The 21,691-nt window shown below is 43.3% G+C and carries 23 protein-coding genes and 1 riboswitch; all 23 genes read right to left on the reverse strand.

All coding sequences use genetic code 11. The features are described 5' to 3' along the window. Positions 1-3: 3 nt before the first annotated feature. On the reverse strand, positions 4-330 hold the full coding sequence (locus E4T82_RS02490; protein WP_083201815.1) for a BMC domain-containing protein: 327 nt from the start codon (positions 328-330) through the stop codon (positions 4-6). A gap of 98 nt (positions 331-428) precedes the next feature. Continuing rightward, positions 429-1,565, reverse strand: coding sequence for a 1-propanol dehydrogenase PduQ (locus tag E4T82_RS02495; RefSeq protein WP_135181316.1), 1,137 nt, complete (start codon positions 1,563-1,565; stop codon positions 429-431). A 281-nt stretch (positions 1,566-1,846) separates the two neighbouring features. Next, positions 1,847-1,993: riboswitch (adenosylcobalamin (AdoCbl) riboswitch) on the forward strand. A 282-nt stretch (positions 1,994-2,275) separates the two neighbouring features. Further along, positions 2,276-2,875, reverse strand: a complete 600-nt coding sequence (locus E4T82_RS02500; RefSeq protein ID WP_135181317.1) for a cob(I)yrinic acid a,c-diamide adenosyltransferase — start codon at positions 2,873-2,875, stop codon at positions 2,276-2,278. Between the two features lie 11 nt (positions 2,876-2,886). Further along, positions 2,887-3,954 carry a nicotinate-nucleotide--dimethylbenzimidazole phosphoribosyltransferase gene (gene cobT, locus E4T82_RS02505; RefSeq protein ID WP_135181318.1) on the reverse strand — a complete coding sequence of 356 codons (1,068 nt, stop codon included), beginning with the start codon at positions 3,952-3,954 and terminating at the stop codon, positions 2,887-2,889. An 8-nt stretch (positions 3,955-3,962) separates the two neighbouring features. After that, entirely contained in the window at positions 3,963-4,811 is an 849-nt protein-coding gene (locus E4T82_RS02510; RefSeq protein WP_135181319.1) for a kinase, read from the reverse strand. Beyond that, positions 4,804-5,898 (reverse strand): threonine-phosphate decarboxylase CobD, encoded by a 1,095-nt coding sequence (gene cobD / locus E4T82_RS02515; protein WP_135181320.1) that lies wholly within the window; start codon positions 5,896-5,898, stop codon positions 4,804-4,806. Before cobD ends, E4T82_RS02510 begins: the two co-directional genes overlap by 8 nt. A gap of 69 nt (positions 5,899-5,967) precedes the next feature. Then, positions 5,968-6,402: a EutP/PduV family microcompartment system protein gene (locus tag E4T82_RS02520; protein WP_135181321.1), complete on the reverse strand. Its 435-nt coding sequence runs from the start codon at positions 6,400-6,402 to the stop codon at positions 5,968-5,970. 11 nt (positions 6,403-6,413) lie between these two features. Further along, complete coding sequence (locus tag E4T82_RS02525) at positions 6,414-7,724, reverse strand: haloacid dehalogenase-like hydrolase (protein WP_135181322.1); 1,311 nt, start codon at positions 7,722-7,724, stop codon at positions 6,414-6,416. Positions 7,725-8,007: 283 nt separating this feature from the next. After that, entirely contained in the window at positions 8,008-8,574 is a 567-nt protein-coding gene (locus E4T82_RS02530) for a flavin reductase family protein (protein WP_135181323.1), read from the reverse strand. Beyond that, positions 8,571-9,347: an ABC transporter ATP-binding protein gene (locus E4T82_RS02535; protein WP_135181324.1), complete on the reverse strand. Its 777-nt coding sequence runs from the start codon at positions 9,345-9,347 to the stop codon at positions 8,571-8,573. The genes E4T82_RS02530 and E4T82_RS02535 overlap by 4 nt, the downstream gene beginning before the upstream one ends. Beyond that, entirely contained in the window at positions 9,337-10,122 is a 786-nt protein-coding gene (locus E4T82_RS02540) for an ATP-binding cassette domain-containing protein (protein WP_135181325.1), read from the reverse strand. Before E4T82_RS02540 ends, E4T82_RS02535 begins: the two co-directional genes overlap by 11 nt. After that, positions 10,110-10,916, reverse strand: a complete 807-nt coding sequence (locus tag E4T82_RS02545) for an ABC transporter permease (protein ID WP_135181326.1) — start codon at positions 10,914-10,916, stop codon at positions 10,110-10,112. Before E4T82_RS02545 ends, E4T82_RS02540 begins: the two co-directional genes overlap by 13 nt. Further along, positions 10,913-11,845, reverse strand: a complete 933-nt coding sequence (locus E4T82_RS02550; protein WP_135181327.1) for an ABC transporter permease — start codon at positions 11,843-11,845, stop codon at positions 10,913-10,915. Before E4T82_RS02550 ends, E4T82_RS02545 begins: the two co-directional genes overlap by 4 nt. 78 nt (positions 11,846-11,923) lie before the next feature. Then, entirely contained in the window at positions 11,924-13,537 is a 1,614-nt protein-coding gene (gene nikA, locus E4T82_RS02555) for a nickel ABC transporter substrate-binding protein (protein ID WP_135181328.1), read from the reverse strand. 18 nt (positions 13,538-13,555) lie between these two features. Beyond that, on the reverse strand, positions 13,556-14,659 hold the full coding sequence (locus E4T82_RS02560) for an NADH-dependent flavin oxidoreductase (protein WP_135181329.1): 1,104 nt from the start codon (positions 14,657-14,659) through the stop codon (positions 13,556-13,558). Further along, positions 14,659-15,249 (reverse strand): histidine phosphatase family protein, encoded by a 591-nt coding sequence (locus tag E4T82_RS02565; RefSeq protein ID WP_135181330.1) that lies wholly within the window; start codon positions 15,247-15,249, stop codon positions 14,659-14,661. The genes E4T82_RS02560 and E4T82_RS02565 overlap by 1 nt, the downstream gene beginning before the upstream one ends. Next, the gene (cobS, locus tag E4T82_RS02570; protein WP_135181379.1) at positions 15,246-15,968 is read right to left on the reverse strand and encodes an adenosylcobinamide-GDP ribazoletransferase; all 723 of its coding nucleotides are present in this window, start codon (positions 15,966-15,968) and stop codon (positions 15,246-15,248) included. The genes E4T82_RS02565 and cobS overlap by 4 nt, the downstream gene beginning before the upstream one ends. Next, the gene (cobU, locus tag E4T82_RS02575) at positions 15,965-16,549 is read right to left on the reverse strand and encodes a bifunctional adenosylcobinamide kinase/adenosylcobinamide-phosphate guanylyltransferase (protein ID WP_135181331.1); all 585 of its coding nucleotides are present in this window, start codon (positions 16,547-16,549) and stop codon (positions 15,965-15,967) included. The genes cobS and cobU overlap by 4 nt, the downstream gene beginning before the upstream one ends. Further along, complete coding sequence (hemL, locus tag E4T82_RS02580) at positions 16,542-17,828, reverse strand: glutamate-1-semialdehyde 2,1-aminomutase (protein WP_135181332.1); 1,287 nt, start codon at positions 17,826-17,828, stop codon at positions 16,542-16,544. The genes cobU and hemL overlap by 8 nt, the downstream gene beginning before the upstream one ends. A gap of 1 nt (position 17,829) precedes the next feature. After that, positions 17,830-18,810, reverse strand: a complete 981-nt coding sequence (hemB, locus tag E4T82_RS02585) for a porphobilinogen synthase (RefSeq protein ID WP_135181333.1) — start codon at positions 18,808-18,810, stop codon at positions 17,830-17,832. After that, complete coding sequence (locus E4T82_RS02590) at positions 18,794-19,525, reverse strand: uroporphyrinogen-III synthase (protein WP_135181334.1); 732 nt, start codon at positions 19,523-19,525, stop codon at positions 18,794-18,796. Before E4T82_RS02590 ends, hemB begins: the two co-directional genes overlap by 17 nt. After that, on the reverse strand, positions 19,522-20,430 hold the full coding sequence (hemC, locus tag E4T82_RS02595) for a hydroxymethylbilane synthase (protein ID WP_135181335.1): 909 nt from the start codon (positions 20,428-20,430) through the stop codon (positions 19,522-19,524). The genes E4T82_RS02590 and hemC overlap by 4 nt, the downstream gene beginning before the upstream one ends. Beyond that, positions 20,417-21,676, reverse strand: a complete 1,260-nt coding sequence (hemA, locus tag E4T82_RS02600; protein ID WP_135181336.1) for a glutamyl-tRNA reductase — start codon at positions 21,674-21,676, stop codon at positions 20,417-20,419. The genes hemC and hemA overlap by 14 nt, the downstream gene beginning before the upstream one ends. Between the last annotated feature and the right edge of the window lie 15 nt (positions 21,677-21,691).

The raw sequence follows: 21,691 nt of genomic DNA on the forward strand, positions 1-21,691 counted from the left end.
TTTTTATGTTCGTGTGACAACTGTGCTGGAGAAACCTAATATTTCTTCCAAGCCTTGCAAGACTGCAACGAGGGCTGCTTCAACGGATGAAACATCTCCAGTCATCACAACAGATCCACTAAAACGATCGACAAAACCAACTTGGACATCTGCTGCCTTGGTTGCAATATCTACGGCAATGATTGCCGCTTCACTCGGTGTAATGGTCAAAATACCAATCGCACCTTTATTTTCCACAATCAAGCCAAGCTTTTCAAAAATGACATCATCTGGATTTGCGATGAGATGTGCGAGGGTGACTTGTTTTCCCGGCACATACTCTTGTATCATTCTTTGTTTTTCTTCTACCATATCTACCCTTCTTCACCTACATAGAAGACAAACTCTATGTATTATATACTAAATTTATTCAGATGGCAACATCATTTTTAAAAGGCAGTTTCTAAAATTTTCAGCACTTCTAAAATGGTTGGCACTCTTGGATTTGTATCGGTACACTTATCTTTCAGGGCAGCTTGGGCAATGTCTTCCTTGTACTGAGCAAAGGTCTCTGAGCTGATACCGTACTCTCGAAGCGAAGTTGGCATTTCCAATTGTTTTTGTAGTTTTTTCACTGCTTCAACTAATTGGCGAACACCCAAGGATGGATTGGAAGCACTGTAGCCCAACAATTTTGCAATGTCCTGATACCGAGCAGCTGTTTCTTTAGCAATCGGCTGTTTGCCTCGGTTCATAACATTGGCATTGTACTGGATAATATGGGGCATGAGAATACTGTTTAGGCGACCATGAGGAATGTGGAATTTAGCACCCGCAGCGTGGGCAATCCCGTGATTTAAACCAAGTGACGCTGTATTAAAGGCCATTCCAGCCAGTGTGGAGGCCACATGCATCTTCTCTCTTGCTTCTACATCTTGACCATTTTTATAGGCTTTTGGCAAATATTCAAAGACGAGTTTGATCGCCTTTTCAGCTAAGGCATCTGAAAAATCAGTGGCATTTGTAGAGACATAAGCCTCAAAAGCATGAGTTAAAACATCCATTCCTGTATCAGCTGTGATATTGGCTGGTAAGGACAAGACAAGGTCAGCATCCAACACCGCGACATCTGGTAAGATTTCTCGCGAAACCAAAGGATACTTGGTCCCTTTTTCTGCATCGGTGATGATGGAAAAGTCTGTCACCTCAGAACCAGTACCGCTGGTAGTAGGAATTGCGATTAAAATCGCTTGAGAGAAGATGCCTTGTTGCTTCCCAAAGTAATACATAGCTTTTGCTGCGTCAATCGCAGAGCCACCACCAACACACAAGACAATACTAATCGGACGACCACCTGCTGACTGAATGCCAGCGACAACAGTTTCAATCGGTGGATCAGGTACGATGTCTGTAAAGACAACCACATCATTGCTTTCATCCAAATAAGCTAAAATAGCTTCTAGCTGACCAGATGTTTTCAAAAATGGATCGGCTACCACCAAGACATGTTCGTCCTTGTATGTACTCAATTGCTTCAAAGCACCCTTGCCTATGCACAATTCAGTTTTATAAAAGATTTTATACATTTGTTCTCCTTTCTTTCTCTATAAATCTGTGACACGAAAAATGACTACATGAAAAACCACTACTCGTCTACACACCTCATAGTCGTCTCACATAGCCACATTGCTTCGTTATAAACAGTACCTCTTTGTACTATAATTGAATTATAACACAAAAGCGCTTTCAAATCAATGAAAATGGTCATTTTTATTTCAAAATTTATTTTCTACGGAGTATTTCAAGGAAATTTGATTCATATTGCTTGTAAAAGTCTAGGAAAGGTGTTACAATAAACGTGCTAGGAAATTAATTTTAGTACTTTTAGGAGTATGGAAGTTTGGTGAAAATCCAACGCGGTCCCGCCACTGTGATAAGCTTAGGCTTTAAGTCAGGTCTTTATTCTTAAATTTTAGTAGATTTCACGCCTCGATGTAAGGTGATGATGTCATTGTGGAATCAGCATTGATTGCAGCATTTCCATTATTGGCTCTACGTTAGTACGCTAATTTTCTAAAGATAGGCTGTGCTTATCTTTCTGCAACGAGGCAGAGCCGATAATCAGGAAAGCTGCTGCTAACCAACGATGCTTAGCAATATTCTACAATGCCGTAAAGACGCTTTCTTTTATTGACTATTCTCCCACCTCTTATAGAAGGTGGGATTTTTTATTTCTTCATAAAAAGCAGTAAAATCCTTCCTTCAGGACTCTACTGCTTTTTTGTTTTGAAATTCTTTAATCGCGCTTACTTGCCCAACGTTCCACATCTGCTTTGGTGATATTGTGAAAGACTTTTACACCGCGTTCATACGCTACGTCAGGGCGATTTTTTCTAAAGTTTAGCACGCGTGCCAAGGCAAAGAAATAATCAGACAGGCGATTGACAAAGATCAACACTTCATTATTGATTTCTGTCGTCCACATAGTCGCAACAATATGGCGTTCTGCTCGCCGAGCAATGGTACGCGCCACATGGATCATAGAGGCAATCTCATCGCCACCTGGAAGAATAAAGGTTTCAAGAGCTGGCGGAATATCTGCATAGGTATCAATCCGCTCCTCAATCCATTCAACCAACTGTTTATCAACCTTGTAAGGATACACTCCCTGTGGTGTTGATAAGTCTGAACCACAGTCAAAGAGATAGTGTTGAAGCTGCAAAAGCTCTTCTTTTAGGGCATCGGAATCAGTCATTTTGCTAATAGTCAGACCAATCCAGGAATTTAATTCGTCAATGGTTCCATAAGCATTGACACGCTCTGCATCCTTAGCAACACTCTGGCCACCAACGAGCTTGGTCAAGCCTTTATCGCCTGTTTTTGTATATAATTGCATGGTTTACCTCCTTATTCGGTTCTATTCCGAATATCAATATAATCTTCTTTGTTTAATTGCCCTTCTGAAAAGGTGGGCATGTGTTCAATGGTGTAGCAGGCATTTTCCATGAGAAAGAAAGCCAAAGGACAACCTGATCCTTCTCCCAAGCGCATATCCATAGCGAGCATAGGATCCAAGCCCAAGTCTTCGCACACTAATGCATAAGCTGGCTCTGTCGAAAGATGAGACGCAAAACAATAGTCTAAAACCGCTGGTGCCAAACGCTCAGCAATCAGGAGCCCTGCAATGGAAATCAAGCCATCAATAACGCAAGGTAGGCCATACTCAGCGCAGGCAAGATAGGTTCCGACCATGCCTAGCAAATCCAAACCACCGAGCTTAATTGCAACATCAAAGGAATCTTTGTAAGGGGCATGCTGATGGAGACATTGTTGGATAATCTGGGTCTTGTGTGCCTTCATGTCCTGTGTGAGACCAGCTCCGTACCCCGTCACTTGATTGGCTTTTAGCCCCAAAATCGCTGCAATCACTGCCGCAGATGTTGTGGTATTGCCAATTCCCATTTCCCCAGTTCCAAAAAGGGTATAGCCTTGATGAATAAGTTCAACCGTCTTTCGGTATCCTAGTAAAATAGCTTGCTCGCCCTCTTCTTTGGTCAAGGCAGGCTCATGCAACATATTGCGCGTGCCATACCGCACCTTCTCTTTTGAAGGCTCTCCCACATCTTTTTTGCAGCCAATATCCACCAGACACACATCAGAGCCAACATGTTGGGAAATGGCACAAAGTCCTGTTTTTCCCTTGAGAATATTTTGGGCTACGATAAAGGTCGTTTCTTGTGGATTGGCAGAAATGCCTTCTGCCACAATGCCATTATCCGCCACATAGACCATAACTACCTTCTTGGAAAGAGTGATGTTTCCTTCAAACATGGCATACAGTCGGGCATAGATGGTTTCCATTTTTCCCAAGGCCCCCAAGGGTTTGGCTAGCTGGTCACAAATCGCCTTCCCTTTTGCTATTTTTTCACCATTCAAGGGTTTGAGCCTTGCAATGATTTGATTTAGCTCTTTCATATTTTCCCTCATTCTTCTATTTGCCTCACTCCCTCAAAAATAATCGGTGATAAGCGCCTGTCTTGATAGTAGGAAGCTAGCGGATGACCTGCCAGCTCTTCTTCCAAAGCTTGAGCTAACTCTTTAGCTGGTAATAGAATTCCCAAAACGGTTCCACTGTGAGCGACATTGACACCGATTGATCCGTGCTTTTCAGAAATAGCAATAATCTCTTCCAGATACGGCTTGGGCAAGCGCCTGTTATTGAACCGTGCACTTCGTGTTGCGACCTGACCTAATTTGACCACATTTTCTTCCTCACACGCTTTTACAAATCGGATAAATAGTTCTTGAGAAGTTTCTAGAGGATAGGTCTTTGTTTCGGTCATTCGCGGTAAGCTCAACGTATCCACTGTGTCTCTAGGCTCTAAGATATAGACCCACAAATTAGGTTTCCAGCTGGTCTGAAAGACGACTTCACCCGTCAAAGGATTGACCACTGTCCAATCTTTAAAGGCCACCGAATCACTGGGTTCAATCGTGCTACAGATTTTTGTCAATGCTTCAGCTGATACTTCTTGATGTTTCACCAAGGACAAAAGTTTCAAGGCTACGAGCATATCTGCTGTGCTACTCGAGCAACCTTTTCCAATTGGCAAATCCGTATGGTAGTCAAAGACTAGATGTTCAACATCTGTAAATCCTCTCATAGCCTTTGTCATCTTCTGACCTAACATACTATGAGACTTCTCATGTTCCGCCAAGCAGAGATAACTTTTTTGCACAATGCCGTAAGACAGGAGGTATTCTTCACCACCCACCACGCACTGAAAAAGCTCTCCGCATGAACCTGGGCAAGATACACTAAGCTTAGTCATACAAGCGCTCATCTTCTAAGACAGTCCTCAAGGCTGCCAGTAATCGTTCATTTTCCTTGCGACTTCGAATGGCTACTCGATAATGCTGACTTGACAACTGGCGGTAATTGCTACAAGAACGGATGAATATCTTGTACTTACGCAATTCTTCCCGCAGATCCAGCTCCCCTTGATATTCGAAAAAGAGATAATTCACACTTGGTTTTACAGGAATCAAGCAGGAAAACTGAGATAGTTGATGAAAGAGATACTCTTTTTCTTGTACCAACCACTTTCTTGTTTTGTCTTGATACACCTTGTCTGCTACAATCACAGGGACAGCAGTATCAGCTAAGGTGTTGACTGTCCAAGGCGCTCTTTTATCCTGAATCTCAGTCAAACAAGTGGGATGATAACTCAAGGCGTATCCCAAACGTAGACCTGGAATCGCATAAAATTTTGTCAGAGAACGCACTACAATGCTATTGGTAAATTCTGCCAAATAAGGAATAAAGCTATATGTCTCTTCCTCGCTTAGAAAGTCCATAAAAGCTTCATCTATGATGAGAATAATTCCTTTTTCTGCCAATGCAGCGGCAACTTTTTTGAGGGTTTGGTTGTCTTGGAGCGTCCCTGTCGGATTGTTCGGATTGCAAATCAAGACAACATCCCCCCTGGACAAGTCGCAAGCAGCTTCAAGAACATTCTCGCAATCCCAGTGATAATCAGGAGCTTTTAAGACACACTCTTTGACACGTGCCCCTACCTGAGTAAAGGCTTTTTCGTATTCCATAAAAGTCGGACTGAGCGTCAAAACCTGCTTGGGACGAAAATAACGAGCCAATTCGTAGAACAGTTCCACCGCTCCGTTTGACAAGGCAAGATTTTCCAAATCACAGTTATGGTGCTCAGAAAGCGCCAAGCGAGCCTTACGATAATAAATATCAGGATAATGAGTGAGCTGCTCCATGGCTGAAACCAAGGTTGATTTCAATTGCTCAGACAAACCAAACGGATTGATATTAGCACTAAAATCTATACATTCCTCTAATGGATAACCCAACGTTTCTGCCAAAGCAGCTGCATCTCCTCCGTGCTCTACTCTCATCACTCGTCCATCCTTTCTCTCATTTTTCTCTAGTATATTATGATTTGCACCGTCTCAAAATAATAATTACTATTCTTCCCGTAAATACTCCTCTAAGGCTGCAATTCCCTTATTTTCAACGGCAGAAATTTCAAAGATTTGAAGAGCACCAGCCTGCTTTAATTGTTGCCGCGCCCGATCAATCTTGCTGTCATCTTCTGCCATATCAATCTTAGTAATCACTCCGACAACAGGCTTGGTAAAAAGAGAAGAAAATCCCTGAGGGAAGGTCTGCATTGTATCTACAACAGACACCAACAAACCAATCACATCCGCTTCTGCGGCAGTCACGGTCAAGGCATTGTAGTACTTACGATGTTGCAAAAATTCTCCCGGCGTATCAATGATGGCATCATAAAATTGAATTGCTTGGGTTTTGTAATAATTTAACTCCAAGCCTTTCAAGCGCTGGGTTAGAGTGGTTTTTCCCACCCCGACAGAGCCCACAAACATGATTTTCTTCATCTCTTATCCCCTTATTCTTTCATCAATTTTGCATCTTTTTTATCCAATTTAATAGTTTCGCGTTGTGGCAATAACACACCCTTGTTTTCATCGCGACCTTGTAAGAAGTATTTTTCATCTTCTTTTTCATAAGTATCTATTGCTTCTTTGGCAAGTAAGCCAACACCCTTACTTGGGTCTCTCAATAGATTGAAAATCAAACCGACCTGCAATTCAGGGAAATCTTTTAGCATTGCATAGTCGCCATTGCTATCTCCTCCAATCATGATGGGTTCTGCCCCATCATAATTGACAGCAATCAAATCTTTAATGGTTTTCGTTTTTCCTTCGCCTTGTGTTTGTGCATAAGAGGTGTCAAATTTAGATTGGATAACCCCTGCTTCGTCTTTTACAAGACGCATGGCAAAGACATGATCTTTTGGAATATTGTAGCCATATTTACTATTGGTTGCATACGGTACGATGACATCATAGTAAGAAGCTGAACAGATATACACATCAATACCATTATCCATCATCGCTTTGTATAGGTTCTGCATTTCTTGTACAGAACGAACACCGAGCTTGAAGGTAACGCTCACCTGACCTGCTTCTCCTTTGAGCGTACTTGGACTTTCCCATGTTTCATAGACCAAGTCATCTTTCAAGGCATAATCAATTGATTTTTCAGTCAGTTCCTGCACTTCCTCTGAGGTCATACCTGCATACATATAGGTTACCCAAGGATAGCTAATGTCTGAACTAAAGGTACCTCCAACTGCTTCATACAAATAACGAAGTTTGGCACTGAAATCTTTGAATTCATCCATTTTCTTGACTTCATCCAATGACTTGCTTCCTTTCATGCCACTGTACTCATTATAAAGAACTGTGTAGTCAGCCAGTAAGTCCGTCGCAATTTTATTGATATTTACAGCTTGTCCGTCTTTATTGTTAAATTCTTCTTTAAAGTCGTCTTCTGGCAAGGTTTCTCGAACAGCAGTATCAAATTGCTCAGGCGTCATTTTAAAAGCAAGATTGGAAATTTGATAGGTAAAAGTCGCTTCACCAATATCATTGATGATTGTCGTATTATCCCAGTCAAACACAGCATACGGTTTTTTATCTTCCTTATAGTCTTTACTCATCTTCCCATTTTCTTCAATGAGTTTGACCAAACGTGTATGGAGGACATCCTCCCAATTTCCCTTTGCCAAGACCTTGTCATTCATTGTAGTCTCCATTTTGGTATCAGACATCTTTGTCTCAGTCTCTTTCTTAGCCTGACAAGCTCCTAGCAACAACACAGCTCCACAGAGCAATACAATCGTTTTTTTCCGCATAGGAAAAACCTCCTTGAATATAAATAAATTAATAAAACACAAAAAATGGCACAGTTATCCTGTTTGAACGTGAAACTTTCGCTTCTTTGCGAACAAAACAGGCGCCTTTGCCATTTTTTATATGAATATTATTTTTAATAGATTATTAAAAACGTTTTCTTTCTGTTACTAGTATACCATAAACTACTCAAAATTGCTCTAAATATTTATAAAAAAATTGTCTACTGCTACATTTCAAATCCAAGTAGCTAGCTATTAAGTGCGATGGTGTGACAATAGACTCTTATTTTTTCCTCATTTCCTTAATAATACTCCCCATTTGGATAAAGTCATCATTGTAATAGCGATACAGACGGGCAGCACCATCTCCGATATAGCTAATGGGTGAAAACTCTTGACTCTTAAAAGCATTGTTCTCATCAATCAAACTCTCTTCTACCACACGGCGTGTGACACGACCGATAACGTTCGTAAGGGCCCCACATTCGACCATTTCAATAACCTCACACTCAATCGACACAGGGCAAGCATCTACAAGTGGCGCATCCACTGTTTCTCCAACCGTATAAGATAGGCCGGTAATGGCAAATTTATCTTTGCGACTATTGAAGCCTGCAATTTCAGATTCTTTGGTTAATTCCTGCGTTGGGATGTTCACGGTAAATTGCCCATGCTTTTTGATTTCTGTAATGGCGTTGCCCTTGGTTCTCATAGCAACCACCATCATGCTACCGAGAGAATAGGCAGAGCTGGAAGTCGAGATATTGTAGCCATGGACATCATCCTTGTAGCCTAGAAAAAAGACTGGAAAACCAAAGTAGAGTTTTCGTGTTTCAAAGGTTTGTTTCATTTCTGTTCTCCTTCATGTGTTTGTTGAATGGTCGCCATCATCTTACGAATACGGCATTTAGGATGTTTTGGATTTTGACTTTGGGTCAAGAGATTTTGTGTAGCTGGATGATTGACTTCGATAGGATCACTAAAATCCGTGATTTCATCGACAATCTGGCCATCAAACATGACTAAAATGCGGTGGCAAAGGGCGTAGCAAAGGTTAAAGTCATGTGAAATAAAGATATAAGTTTGTTGGTGTTTGATCTTCAATTGGTACAAAAGCCGCAATAACTGCCCTTGAATGAGCGGATCTAGACCGCTTAAAGCTTCATCAAAGATAATCACATCTGGTTGTAGGAGTAACGCACGCGCGATACAAATGCGCTGCAGCTGTCCACCGCTTAGCTGCCGTGGTTTCTTGGTGAGATAGGTTTCATCCAATCCCACTTCTTTTAAGATAGCCACGATTTCTTCCACACTGACCGCATCTTTTGTGGCTTCGGTTAGGATGTCTTTCACGGAAAATAAGGGATTAACGGCATGAAGGGCATCTTGAAAAACCAAGAGGATACGAGCGCCGTCCTTGCCATGATAGGGTTTTCCATCCAGTAAAATCTCACCAGCACTCGCCTGTTCTAACCCAACCAAAAGCTTTGCTAAGGTGCTCTTGCCAGTCCCACTCTCGCCCATAATTCCGACAATTTCACCTTGTTTGACAGAAAAATGGCAGTTTTGCAGGACAGGTTTTGTGTCAAATTGTTTGGATACATGTCTACATTCAATCTTCATAAGTCACCAACCGTTCATAAGGATTTCCTAGGACCAATTCTTGTGTATAGGGGTGTTGTGGGTGAGTGAGAATATCTGTCACGGCTCCTGCTTCAACAATCACTCCCTTATACATGACGAGCATTTGTCCGCCCAATTGACGGGCTAATTCGTAATCATGTGTCACTGTCAGTAGAGTCTTTCCTTGTTCCTGCAAGAGTTGCAACATTCTCAAGACATTTTCTCGATTATAGGCATCAAGAGCAGAAGTCGGTTCATCCAACAGAATGGTATCAGAATCTAGGCTCAGAAGAATCGCCAGCATCACTCGCTGCAACATCCCGCCGCTGAGTTCAAATGGATAACTGTCCAATAATTTGTCAACATGCCCCAGTCGAACGGCTTTCATAGCGGTCTGCGCTTTTTGCAGACATTCTTCCTTGGTCCATGGATAATGGCTCCTAAGCGTTTCAAGGACATGAACCTTGATTTTTTGAAAAGGATTAAACATAGCCATAGGATTTTGCATCATATAAGCCAGCTCTTTTCCGCGGAGCTGTTGCCATTCTTTGATGGTCAAATGAAGCAAGTCCTGCCCTTTATACGAAATGCTGCCAGTGACCTGTGCTTTTGGCGGAATTTGTCCCATGATAAGCTTGGTCAATAAGGTCTTGCCTGCGCCACTTTCGCCAATAATCACAAGAGATTGTCCCTGCTTGAGTGAGACTTGAATGTTGTTTAAGAGGACTTGGTCTTCTATTTGGACAGACAATGCTTGAATTTTCAACGTTTCCATGGTCTTTTCCAGCCTTTCTCTTCAAAATACTCCCCTGCTAGATTAAAGGAGATAACCGTGCAGAAAATGGCAAGCCCTGGCGACATCATCATCCAAACAGCTGTCCGAAAATACGGTCTTGCATCGTGTAACATCATCCCCCATTCTGCGATATTGGGCTGAACGCCGATTCCTAGGAAGGAAAAACCAGAAATCATCAAAATAATATTTCCGATATTCATCAAGGAAATGACGAGAATTGGCTTGTAAATAAAAGGGATAATATGGTATTTCAAGATATGAAAGGCGGACATGCCCATTGTTTTTGCTGCAATGACATAGGATTCTTGCTTGGCACTTTTGACTAAATTAGTCACCAATCGGGCGTAAAAAATCCACTCCACAATCACGATTGCCAAAATCATATTGGTCAAGCCTTGACCTAAAATTCCAACTGTCGCAAGCGATAAGAGAAAGCTGGGAAAGGCGGAGATGACATTTGCAAACCAGAGGAAAATACGCTCTGCTCTGCCTTGATACCAGCCGACAAGTAGCCCTACTCCTACTCCTATCAGCAATTCTAAGAATGTAATAACTAAGGAAAGAAACAGGGAAAAGCGAGCGCCAAAGATAAGACGAGAGAAAATATCACGCCCTAGCTGGTCTGTCCCCAGTAAGTGATTGGCATCTGGTGCTGCTAGCTTATTCGCCACATCGACATATTGCGGGTCAAAGGGAACTAGGACAGGCGCTAAAATGGCACATACAAGAAGGATTGTCAAAATGAAGCTGGCACATACAAATCGTTTGGTCATTTGATCTCCTTTCCTGCTTTCCGAACACGGGGGTCAATCCAACCTGTTAAGTATTGATTGATGAGGTTATTGATGAGAAATAAGCTGCCAAATAAGAGCATGCAGGCTTGAATAACAGGAATATCCACTGCTTGTAGGGCGTGGACAAAGACACTCCCAATCCCGTTCCAAGCAAATACTTCCTCGATAATTAACGACCCTGTCAATAAATACACACAGGTCAAGCTGAGCCCTGTTGCCAAGGCAGGAAGTGCATTGGGCAACAAGTGATGTTTGATGATAAAGGAAGGTTTGACACCACGCAATAAGGCATTTTCAACATGGATACTATTCATCTGCTCGCTAATCGCTTTTCTCACCAAGGCGGTATATTGTCCAATCAAGGAAAGGCTCAGTGTTAAGCTTGGTAGCAAGACACTACTGACACCCTCTTTGCCAGATACTGGCACCCACTTTAAATGGACAGCAAAGAAGAGGATGAAGAGATAGCCCAGCCAAAAGGTCGGCATTGAAACACTGGCAAAGGAAAAGAATTGCACCACTCGATCCACCAAGGAATCCTTATAAATACCACTAATAATACCTAATGGCAAGGAAATCACAACAATCAAGAAAAAAGATACTGCCCCCAAGAATAAGGTCGATAAAAAGGCATCGATGACAAGGGGAAAAACAGGGACTTTCCAGAGATAAGAGACGCCCAAATCTCCCACGAGAGCTTTTTGCATCCAAATGAAGTACTGTTCAGCCCAAGATTTGTCAAGTCCCAGATACTCATTGGCTTGCTTGAGTGCCTCAGGTGTAATGGCAATTCTTGAAATGCGCAGGTAATTTTCAGCAGGATTTTCAGAAGAAAACTTGGTTAATAGAAAGGTAAGAATGGAAGTCATCAGCAAAGCACTTATGAATGAAAGGATTTTTTTTAACATGTCAACTCCTTAATAAACCTACTTGGAAAAAAGGGAGCTAGGAATCGTCCCAACTCCTTTTTCTTATGATGATGTGCTTTAGTTTGCCTTGCTAATAAAGCGAACTGGGAAGGCATTTTCTTCTGGTGCGAAACGAACGCCTTCCAATTCTCCTGTCCGATAAACGGAAACAACAGATTGGTAAGTAATTGGGATATAAATCGCCTGTTCGTGAAGGATTGTCAAGGCTTTCTTATATCCTGCATCTACTTTTTCTTCATCTGGTTCTACCAAGATTGCTTTGATGACTTGATCAAGCTCTGGTTTTACCTCAAGAGATTCAAGTGAGATATTTTCTGGATGTCCGTGTGCTGCTTTCGCTGTGAGGGCTGTCATCCAGGCATGCGGATCCCACGGTGCTCCCCATGAGTAGGTCAACATCATATCAAAGTTTCCAGTCTTGGCATTTGCCCAGTAATCGTCTTCTTCCATGGCTTTTAATTGCACGTCAACGCCTAGCTTTTTCCATTCGCCTTGGAAATATTCGCCCAAGTCTTTGTCAGTTGCTTTGGTGGAAATATAAGGCATGTGAACAGTTAGTTTTTGACCATCTTTTTCGCGAATACCATTGCTTCCTTTTTTCCAGCCTGCATCGTCCAACATCTTTTCAGCTTTTGTAAGGTCATATTCATAAGGTGTTAGACCAGCGTCAGCATGTGGGGTTGATTTTGAGAAGATGGTATCTGCTAGTGTTTCAGTGCCACGGAACAAGTCTTCTGCGATTGATTTCTTATTCATGGCATGATTCATAGCGAGACGGACAGCCTTGTCTTTGAAAAGGGGCTGTGAAGCATTGAGGAGCAATAGACGAGTGGACATTGGTTGGGAAACATCTGTTGTATAAGTCTTATCCTTAGCGTATTGAGCAAAGGTATCAAGACCGATTAAACCATTTCCATAGAGCAAATCAAGATTTCCCGCGTCAAATTCCAAGGCGCGTGTTTGAGCGTCTGGAATGATTTTAACAGTGACTTCTTTTAGTTTTGGTTTTTCGCCCCAATAGTTTTCATTGCGAGCAAAGGTGATAAATTCATTGGATTTTTTATCTTTGACCACCCATTGACCAGTTCCAATCGGAGCGGCCACATTGTCCTTGGTTGTGTCATCTCCTTTAGGAAAACCAGCATCGCCTAGGAAACGAATAGGACGAATCATCGCTAAATCATATAGAGTTGCACTGTACGGCTGTTTGAGTTTCACTTCAAATGTATGGTCATCTACAACCTTGTAAGAATCAAGCTGCTCTGTAAAGCTAAACCAAGTATGGTTGCCCTTGTTTTCTTCTGAGAAAATCGTGTCAAAGTTGCGTTTCACATTTTGTGCAGTAAAGTTTGAGCCATCTGAGAATTTCGCATCACGAAGTTTGAAGGTATAGGTTTTACCATCTTCGCTAATCATCCATGATTCAGCAAGCATCGGCTCAATCACCCCATTGTCTCCGTAGCGGACCAAACCTTCATAGACCATGTCTTGAATGACAAATTGGTCAGGATTGTAGCGATGAGGATTGACATCCCCAAAATCTTCTCCCCAAGCAAGGGTTAGGGTATCCTTACTGCCTGCTGATGGAGTGGCTGGATTTTTGTTTGATTGGCAAGCCACAAGCACAAGGGCACATAGCGCCGTAAATAGGATCAATAATTTCTTTTTCATGTTTGTCTTTCTAAATAATCAATAGTTACCTTCTAAATAGTCGCGAAGTTCTTCTACGAAAGAACTAGGGAGCTGCAACTGCTCTTGCAAATCATCCTTATACCGAAGAATGACATCTTCTTCTCGATTTTCTAAAATCTTTTGGGTCCAATCAGGGTCAAGCAATAAAGCCTTGCCCAGAGCGAATAAAGGAATGCCTGCTGCTAAGACCTTGTTTGCGTCTTGTCCTGTCTGAATACCGCCGACTGCTATCAGAGGCACCCGTTGGCCAATTTTCTTCAAAATCTGCTGCACAATGGGTTGGCCTTCTTTGGGATTGCAAATCGAGGATTGCCAAACGTTATTGACGGACATGTGGAGATAGTCCACATCCAGACGAATCAGTTGTTCCAAGAGCTGCAAGGTGTCATAAAGCTGAAGGCCGGGCTCTTCGATTTCTTCTGGTGAAAAACGATAGCCGATGAGAAATGGGCGCTTGGCTTCTTCTTTGACCAAGGCTTTGGCTTTTTTCAGCAAGGTCTTCGCAAAACGCATGCGGTTGTTGAGGGTTCCGCCCCATTTATCCCGACGTCTGTTGGAATGTGGGGAGAGAAACTGCTGAATTAAATAGGTATTAGCTCCGTGAAGCTCAACTCCATCAAATCCTGCTTCAATCGCCCTGCGAATCGCTGCTAAGAAGTCATTCATCACTTCATCAACTTCTTCGTAAGTCAGTGCCCGAGGAGTAGCAACATAGCCATGCAAGGCCTTGACAGCGCTCGGTGCGACTGGCTGCCCTTCGATGACATCAGGGAGAACCATTCGCCCACCGTGATAAAGCTGAAGGACGGCTAGGCTTCCTTTTTCCTGAATGGCTGTTGCTAAACGGCTCAAGCCTTCTATCTTGTCATCTTCTGCCACGCTAAAGCTATCTGCAAAAGCCTGACCTTTAGGATGAACATAGGCACTTCCTGTGATAATCATACCCACACCTTCTGCGCGCCTTGCATAGTAGTCAATATCTGCCTGCGACACATAGCCACCTGACTCACAAGCACTAATCGTCATGGGAGCTAGAATCACACGATTGCGTGTCCGCAAACCATTTGCAAATACAAATCGTTCTTGAATAGATGTTTCCATTAGGATTCCTCCTTTCCGTTTAAAGTAGAGGTTTGCCATTCTCTCGAATGACTGTTGTCAAAACAAGTGACCGTTCCTTGGGGAAAATCAAGATCCCAAAAAATAGCATGACGATCAATTAAACGCTGATAAATCAGACGAAGAACGCCCAAATGAGCGACAATAGCAATGCTATCATATGCGTGTTGATCAACCAAGTCATCTGTCACTTGCCAAACACGTTGTTGAAAATGCGAAAATTCTTCCGCATCAGGAGGGGTGATCTCAAAAGGAGCCTCTAACCAGGCTTGCCACTCGTTAGGATAATGCTGTTCAATCTCATCAGCAGTCAGCCCCTCCCATTTACCAAACCCTTTCTCATCAAGACTAGAGAGAGCCACACTATCTGTATCAAATACAAGTCGTGCTGTTTCTTTGGTTCGCTGCAAAGAGCTGGTATATATTTGGGAGACATTCTTATCTGCCATAATGTCCCGCAATTGCAACGCTTGTTGCTTGCCGTGAGCATTGATAGGAACATCTACACTCCCATAAAAACATCTCGCTTTGTTGTAATCGGTTTCTCCGTGTCTCATCAAAAAAATTTTCATAGCATCAGTCCTAGGAGTAATAAAATCTGAGAAATTTCGACAAAGGCACCCAGAGTATCCCCTGTATGACCGCCGATTTTTCCGTAGACAAATTGACGATAGAAAATCGCACCGAGAAAAACCAAGGCATAGCCGAGCAGCCCTTTTACCCCAAAACCAACTCCTAGAACCAATATTGGTAGGACTTGCGCGAGAGCAATTTGCAACACCGTTGTTCCTGCAAAGAATTGACCAGAACCACCCGTTGCCCGAGCGTAGGTCATGTGGTAGAGCTGCAAAGCAAGGCCAGCCTTTCCAATCATGGTCAAACTAGCAACAATCAGCCATTTTGGCTTAGGCAGATAAGGAAAGGCAACCATCATCAAGCCATAGTATAAAATCAGTGCCAGAACCCCATTGCTGCCAATCCGACTGTCCTTCATAATCTCAAGCATGCGCTCCTTATTACGAGAAGAAAACAAGCCGTCTGCCATATCAGCTAGGCCATCCAAATGAAATCCTCCTGTTAGCAAGACATCAAAGAGCAGGGTCAAGACCCAAGCCACCATGTCTGGCAAGACTAGCTGAATTAGATAGTAAAAGAGAGCAGATAAAGATCCCAGTAACAGACCAAACAAGGTAATAATTGGAATTCCCTTGCGTACATAGACCAAATCAACTTCTTTATGGATCACAATGCGGCTAAAAAATTGCGTATAGATAATCAAGGATTGAATCATTTTAATCGTTGTGACAGTCCACAAATGACGAGATAGACCTCACTTGCCTCCTTTGCTAGTCTTTGATTGATTGTTCCAAGAAGGTCTCTAAAATACCGTCCTAGCTTGGTTTCAGGAACAATACCAAGACCGACTTCATTGGTCACGACATAAAGCGTCATGTTTTTCTGACGGCTAGCCTCTAAAATAGCCTCCCATTCTTCCATGATTTTCTGCGTCACGAGGGCTTCTTCTGGCTTTGTCAGAAAATGGTCCTCATCTAGCAGGAGTTTTTCAGGAAAATGCTTTTCAATCGTCTCAAACAAGACATTGGTAGTCAACATGGTCGCACAGTCAAGGAGATAATAGTCATAGTCTTCTTGAGCCAGCCAGTCGCCAATGTTCGCGTATTGTTCATGCGTTGCCCAAGACTTAGGTCTGCGTTTCTGATGAAGTCGCACGCGCTCCTGCCACTCTTCGTCTACGTTTTGCATCACGCCTGTTGCGATATAGCAGACCTTGTCCTTGTCCCAAATTTGCTCTTCGGTAAAGCGAGATTTGCCACTTCGGGCACCACCTGTGACCACGATTAACTTACCCATAGATGTCTCCAAATACTTCTTCAAAAGCTTTTAGCGTTGTGTCGATATCTTCTTTGGTATGTGCAGTAGACATGAAGTTGGATTCATATTGCGAAGGGGCTAGATAGATCCCCTTTGCCAGCAAGGCTTTATGAACCTTGGCAAACATGTCTTGATCACTGGCCTTTGAATCCTCGAAATTACGGACAGGTTTTGAATTGAAGAAGAAACCAAACATCGTGCCAAGATAAACGACTTGTAGAGGAACCTTATAGGTATTTGCCAAGTCTTTTAGACCATGGCAGAGCTGCTCTACTCGCTCGCTCATCTGCTCAAAAAGCTCAGGTGTCAAGCCTTTGACCGTCTCATAACCTGCTGTCATGGCAATGGGATTGCCTGACAAAGTTCCTGCTTGATAAATCGCACCGAGCGGCGCCACAGCGTCCATGTACTCTTTCTTACCGCCAAATACAGCAACTGGAAAGCCTCCGCCGACAACCTTTCCAAGACAGAGCAAATCTGGCTCGACCTGATACAGCCCAGTAGCTCCTGTATAACTCGCTCGAAATCCAGTCATAACCTCATCCATGATAAAGAGTGCACCGTACTGCTTGGTTAGCTCCCGAATAAGCTTTATAAAGTCTGGATCCGCTGGAATCAGCCCCATATTGCCTGCAACTCCTTCGATGATGACCCCTGCAATGTCCTGTCCCTGCTGCTTAAAGCATTCGCGCAAGGCTTCTTGGTCATTGTAAGGAAGGGTCAGCGTATCCTGTGCTGTTGCGGCAGGAACACCAGGGGAATTTGGCAGACCAAAGGTGGCAACACCAGATCCTGCCTGCACGAGAAAGGCATCGCTATGACCGTGGTAACAACCGATAAACTTCACAATCTTATCGCGCTTGGTCACTCCTCTTGCGACACGAATCGCACTCATGGTCGCTTCAGTTCCTGAGCTAACCATGCGGAGACGCTCTAAGTAAGGCACACGTTCTTGTAGGAGTTTACCTAGCCGTGTCTCTAAGGGGCTCGGTGCTCCGTAGCTAGTTCCTTTTTCCACTGCGTCCTTGACAGCTTCAATTACAGTTTCTTTGGCATGGCCTAAAATCATCGGTCCCCAAGACAAGACATAGTCAATGTAGCGATTGCCATCAAGGTCATAGAGATAGGCTCCTTTGGCCTTATCAATGAAAATAGGATTTCCGCCGACTGCCTTAAAAGCACGGACAGGGCTATTGACCCCTCCAGGAAAAACGGCTTGCGCCTCTTTAAAGGCTTGTTTTGACGCTTCAACACTCATACTAAACTCCTTTCTTTGATAAATAGAGAGCTAAATCCTTGGCAAAATAGGTGATAATGATGTCAGCTCCTGCACGTTTCATGCCAAGAAGGGTTTCTACCATCACTTTTTCTTCATCAATCCAGCCGTTTTGGGCTGCTGCCTTAATCATGGCATATTCACCACTGACATTATAGGCAACTAAAGGTAGGTTGCTTTGCTGCCTCACATCACGCAGAATATCTAAGAAAGCTAAGGCAGGTTTGACCATGAGGAAGTCTGCCCCCTCTGCTTCGTCACTCTGGGCTTCTCTAAGGGCTTCTAAGCGATTGGCAGGATCCATCTGGTAGGTCTTGCGATCTCCAAAAGCTGGAGCGCTTTCGCCCGCATCTCGAAACGGTCCATAAAAGCTTGAAGCAAATTTAATCGCATAAGCCATAATGGCGATGTCCTCAAATCCCGCTTTGTCAAGACCTTGACGAATAGCATACACATAGCCATCCATGGCATTAGACGGAGCAATAATATCTGCCCCTGCACGTGCTTGGCTCACCGCCACTTCCACCAATCGCTCCAAGGAAGCGTCGTTTAAGACATGTTCGCCGTCTAACACGCCACAATGACCATGGCTGGTAAATTCGCACAGACAAGTGTCTGCGATGATGAGGACATCTGGGTAGTTCTGTTTAATCAAGCGGATGGCTTGTTGGACAATGCCATCTTCTGCAGAAGCTTGGGAGCCAATGGCATCTTTATGAGCAGGAATCCCAAAGATGATAAAGGCTTTGATACCTAAATCGACACTGCTTGCTACTTCTTGCAATAGATCTGTCAAGGAAAATTGAAAAACACCTGGCATGGACGCCACTTCTTGCTTGCTTTTCAAACCTTCCTTGACAAATAAGGGCTGAATGACGTCATGGACAGAAAGTTGTGTTTCCCGAACCATATCCCGCATAGCGGCTGTCCTTCTCAATCTCCGATGTCTAGTAAACGATGTCATATTTTTTTCCTTTCTCTTCTATAATCGTTTGCACCATCTTTTCAATGGACGGTGTTTCTGGCATGAGGCTCACAGTAGAGCCTGACATTTCGACTGCCTGTTGGGTACTGGTTCCAATAACTGCGATTTCATGAGCTTCAGGCAAAATCTGACAGATTTCATGAAAACTCTGCCACGCTGACGGACTGGCAAAGGTCCAAAGGACCTCTTGTTCTGTCAAATATGCGGATAGTTTCTCTTGTCCGTCTTTGTGGTGCTGCGTATCGTAGAGCGCCCAAGCTAGTACCTCCTGCCCTCCTTCTCGTAACATTTCAGCTAGAATAGGATTTGACAAGCTGCTTTGTGGCAATAAAATCTTTTGCTTTGGCTGATTAAGGGCCAACCATTCAGCTGCAAAGTCTTTTGCATACTGATATTTAGATTCAAAAGCCACAGGATAGCCCAACTCCATGACTGCTTTACTGGTTTGATGACCAATGGTCGCTACCCTAGGCAAGGGTTCTTTCAGATAAGGTGCTAAACATTCTGCCGCGACAGCACTGGTGAAAAAGACCCAATCCATCTGCGAAAGTTTATCTAAAACCTCTTTGGGCATAGGATTTGCCTGACACTGAATGAGAGGCAGGTGATGAACCTTGAAACCAGCTTCTTCTAACTGAGATTGTAGCCGAGAATCTAGCGGATGTTCTCGGGTAAAAATCACTGTTTTTGTCATGAAATCCCCCAAGCACCTTGAGCTGCCAAGGTTTCAACCGCTCTTTTGGCTAATCCTTCAGGTTTAGAGCCTTCTACACGAGCATAGAGACACTCTCCCTCTTTTGTCGCTAGCATAACGTCTAGCTGATAACCTGCTAGATGCTTCTGAGCATAGGCTCCAATAGGAAAGGTACAGTCCGCATTCATCAAAGCAAGCACCTCACGCTCAATGGTCACGCAAGCAGCCGTCTCCTCATCCTGAATACTCTGTAAAATGTCAAGAATTTGATCATCGCCCTTGCGGCATTCAATGGCCAAAGCCCCTTGAGAAATGGCAGGTAAACAGGCTTCAAGTCCTAGTGGCTCAATGCTTAATTCTGGATGATCGAGCCAGCCCATACGCGACAAACCTGCCATGGCAAGTACAATCGCATCGTATTCCCCCTCTTGTACCTTTTCAATGCGTGTATCAATATTGCCACGCAGTTCGCAAATGGTTAAATCCGGACGAATTTTTAAGAGCTGAACCTTACGGCGCAGACTACTGGTTCCGACACGAGCACCTTTGGGCAAGGTAGCTAAGCTTTGCCCAACTTGGTGAAAAATCAAGCAGTCTCGCACATCCTCTCTAGCAGGAATAGCCCCAAGCTGGCACCCTTCAACTAAGAGAGCTGGCATGTCTTTTAAACTATGAATGGCAATGTCAATTTCCTGTTCAAGTAGAGCTCGCTCAATTTCCTTGACAAAGACACCTTTACCACCAATTTCTTGTAAACTAATGGTATTCAAACGGTCTCCCTTGGTCTGGTAGGGAACCAATTCAAACACGACTTCTGGATGCTTTTCTTGCAGGAGAGCAAGGGTTTGCTTGGTCTGGGTCTGAGCCAGCTTACTTTTTCTCGTTCCAACTTTAATTGTGGTCATTTTCCAATCCTTCCTTTCCCTGCTCTAAGCCAAAAATCTTACAAATCAAGGCAATATCGTAGTGGGAATTCTCCCCAATAGACATTTCTTTGAGCTGCAAAATCGGCTCTTTTAAAATCTGATTGACAACACTCTTCATGTGCTTGGAGATTTGTTTTTCTTCCCGAGCAGTCATATTGGGGAGTTTTCTCTTCAAGCTTTTAAGAGAGCTAGCTTGAGCTTCTAAAGAACGCTCTCTCAACTCACGAATCAAGGGCACAATCCCTAGTTGTTTCTTCCATTCGTCGAATTTAAACAGTTCTACATCCACTTCTGCTGCAATTTTTTCGGCAATCTCTTCTCGCTCTGCTCGGTAAATCTCCAATTGATTGGTCAAATTTTCAATCGTATACAGTTGCAAATCAGGGCTTGGATGAATGGTTCGTGGCAGACAGAGGTCAAAGGCGATAGCCTCTTTTTTCAACATGGATGGAAATAGGATATACTCTCCTGTTTTGACTGCTGAAAAGATTACATCCGCTTGCCCAGCAACGTCAACGAGCTGCTCCCAAGCATGAGCAGAAACCCGCTCATCTCCTAAAAAAGGCTGCGCTTTCTCCACTGTCCGATTGACAAGTAAAATAGAAGAGAAAGGCTTTTGCAGGGCGTATTTAGTGACCAACTGTCCAATTTCTCCCAAGCCGATAATGGCAATGCTCTTATGTTCATAGTCAAAATCAAGCAAGTCAAGCTGTTGCATGGCTGTTAAACTAATGGAAATAGGACGAGCATTGATACGATACTCCTCATGCATGCGTTTTGCAAAGGTTAGCACCTGCCGTGATACTTCATTGAGAATAATTCCTGTCGTCCCTGCTTCTTTTGCCGTTTGAAAGGCTGTTTTGAGCTGGCCTAATATCTGTGTTTCCCCTAAGATTTTAGATTCCAACCCAATTGACACTCGCAACAAATGGCGCAAGACTTCCTCGGCTTCTTTAAAGACCAGATAGGGCTCAATTTCCTCAGCTGCTACTCCAAAGCAATCCGCTAAAAAGTGCTTGGCGTAATAACGTCCCGTATGCAATTGATCGACGACCAAATAAAGTTCTGTCCGATTGCAAGTCGAGACTATGACATCTTCCAAGATACTTTTTTCTCTATAAAGCCGCTTTAAGGACTCTTCTATATGCTCATCTGAAAAATGCAACTTTTCGAGCACAGACAGAGGGGTCTCCTTATGTGTCAACCCCACATACAATAAATACATACAACTATCCTCTTT

The organism is Streptococcus cuniculi, assembly GCF_004570575.1.
Classification (GTDB): domain Bacteria; phylum Bacillota; class Bacilli; order Lactobacillales; family Streptococcaceae; genus Streptococcus; species Streptococcus cuniculi_A.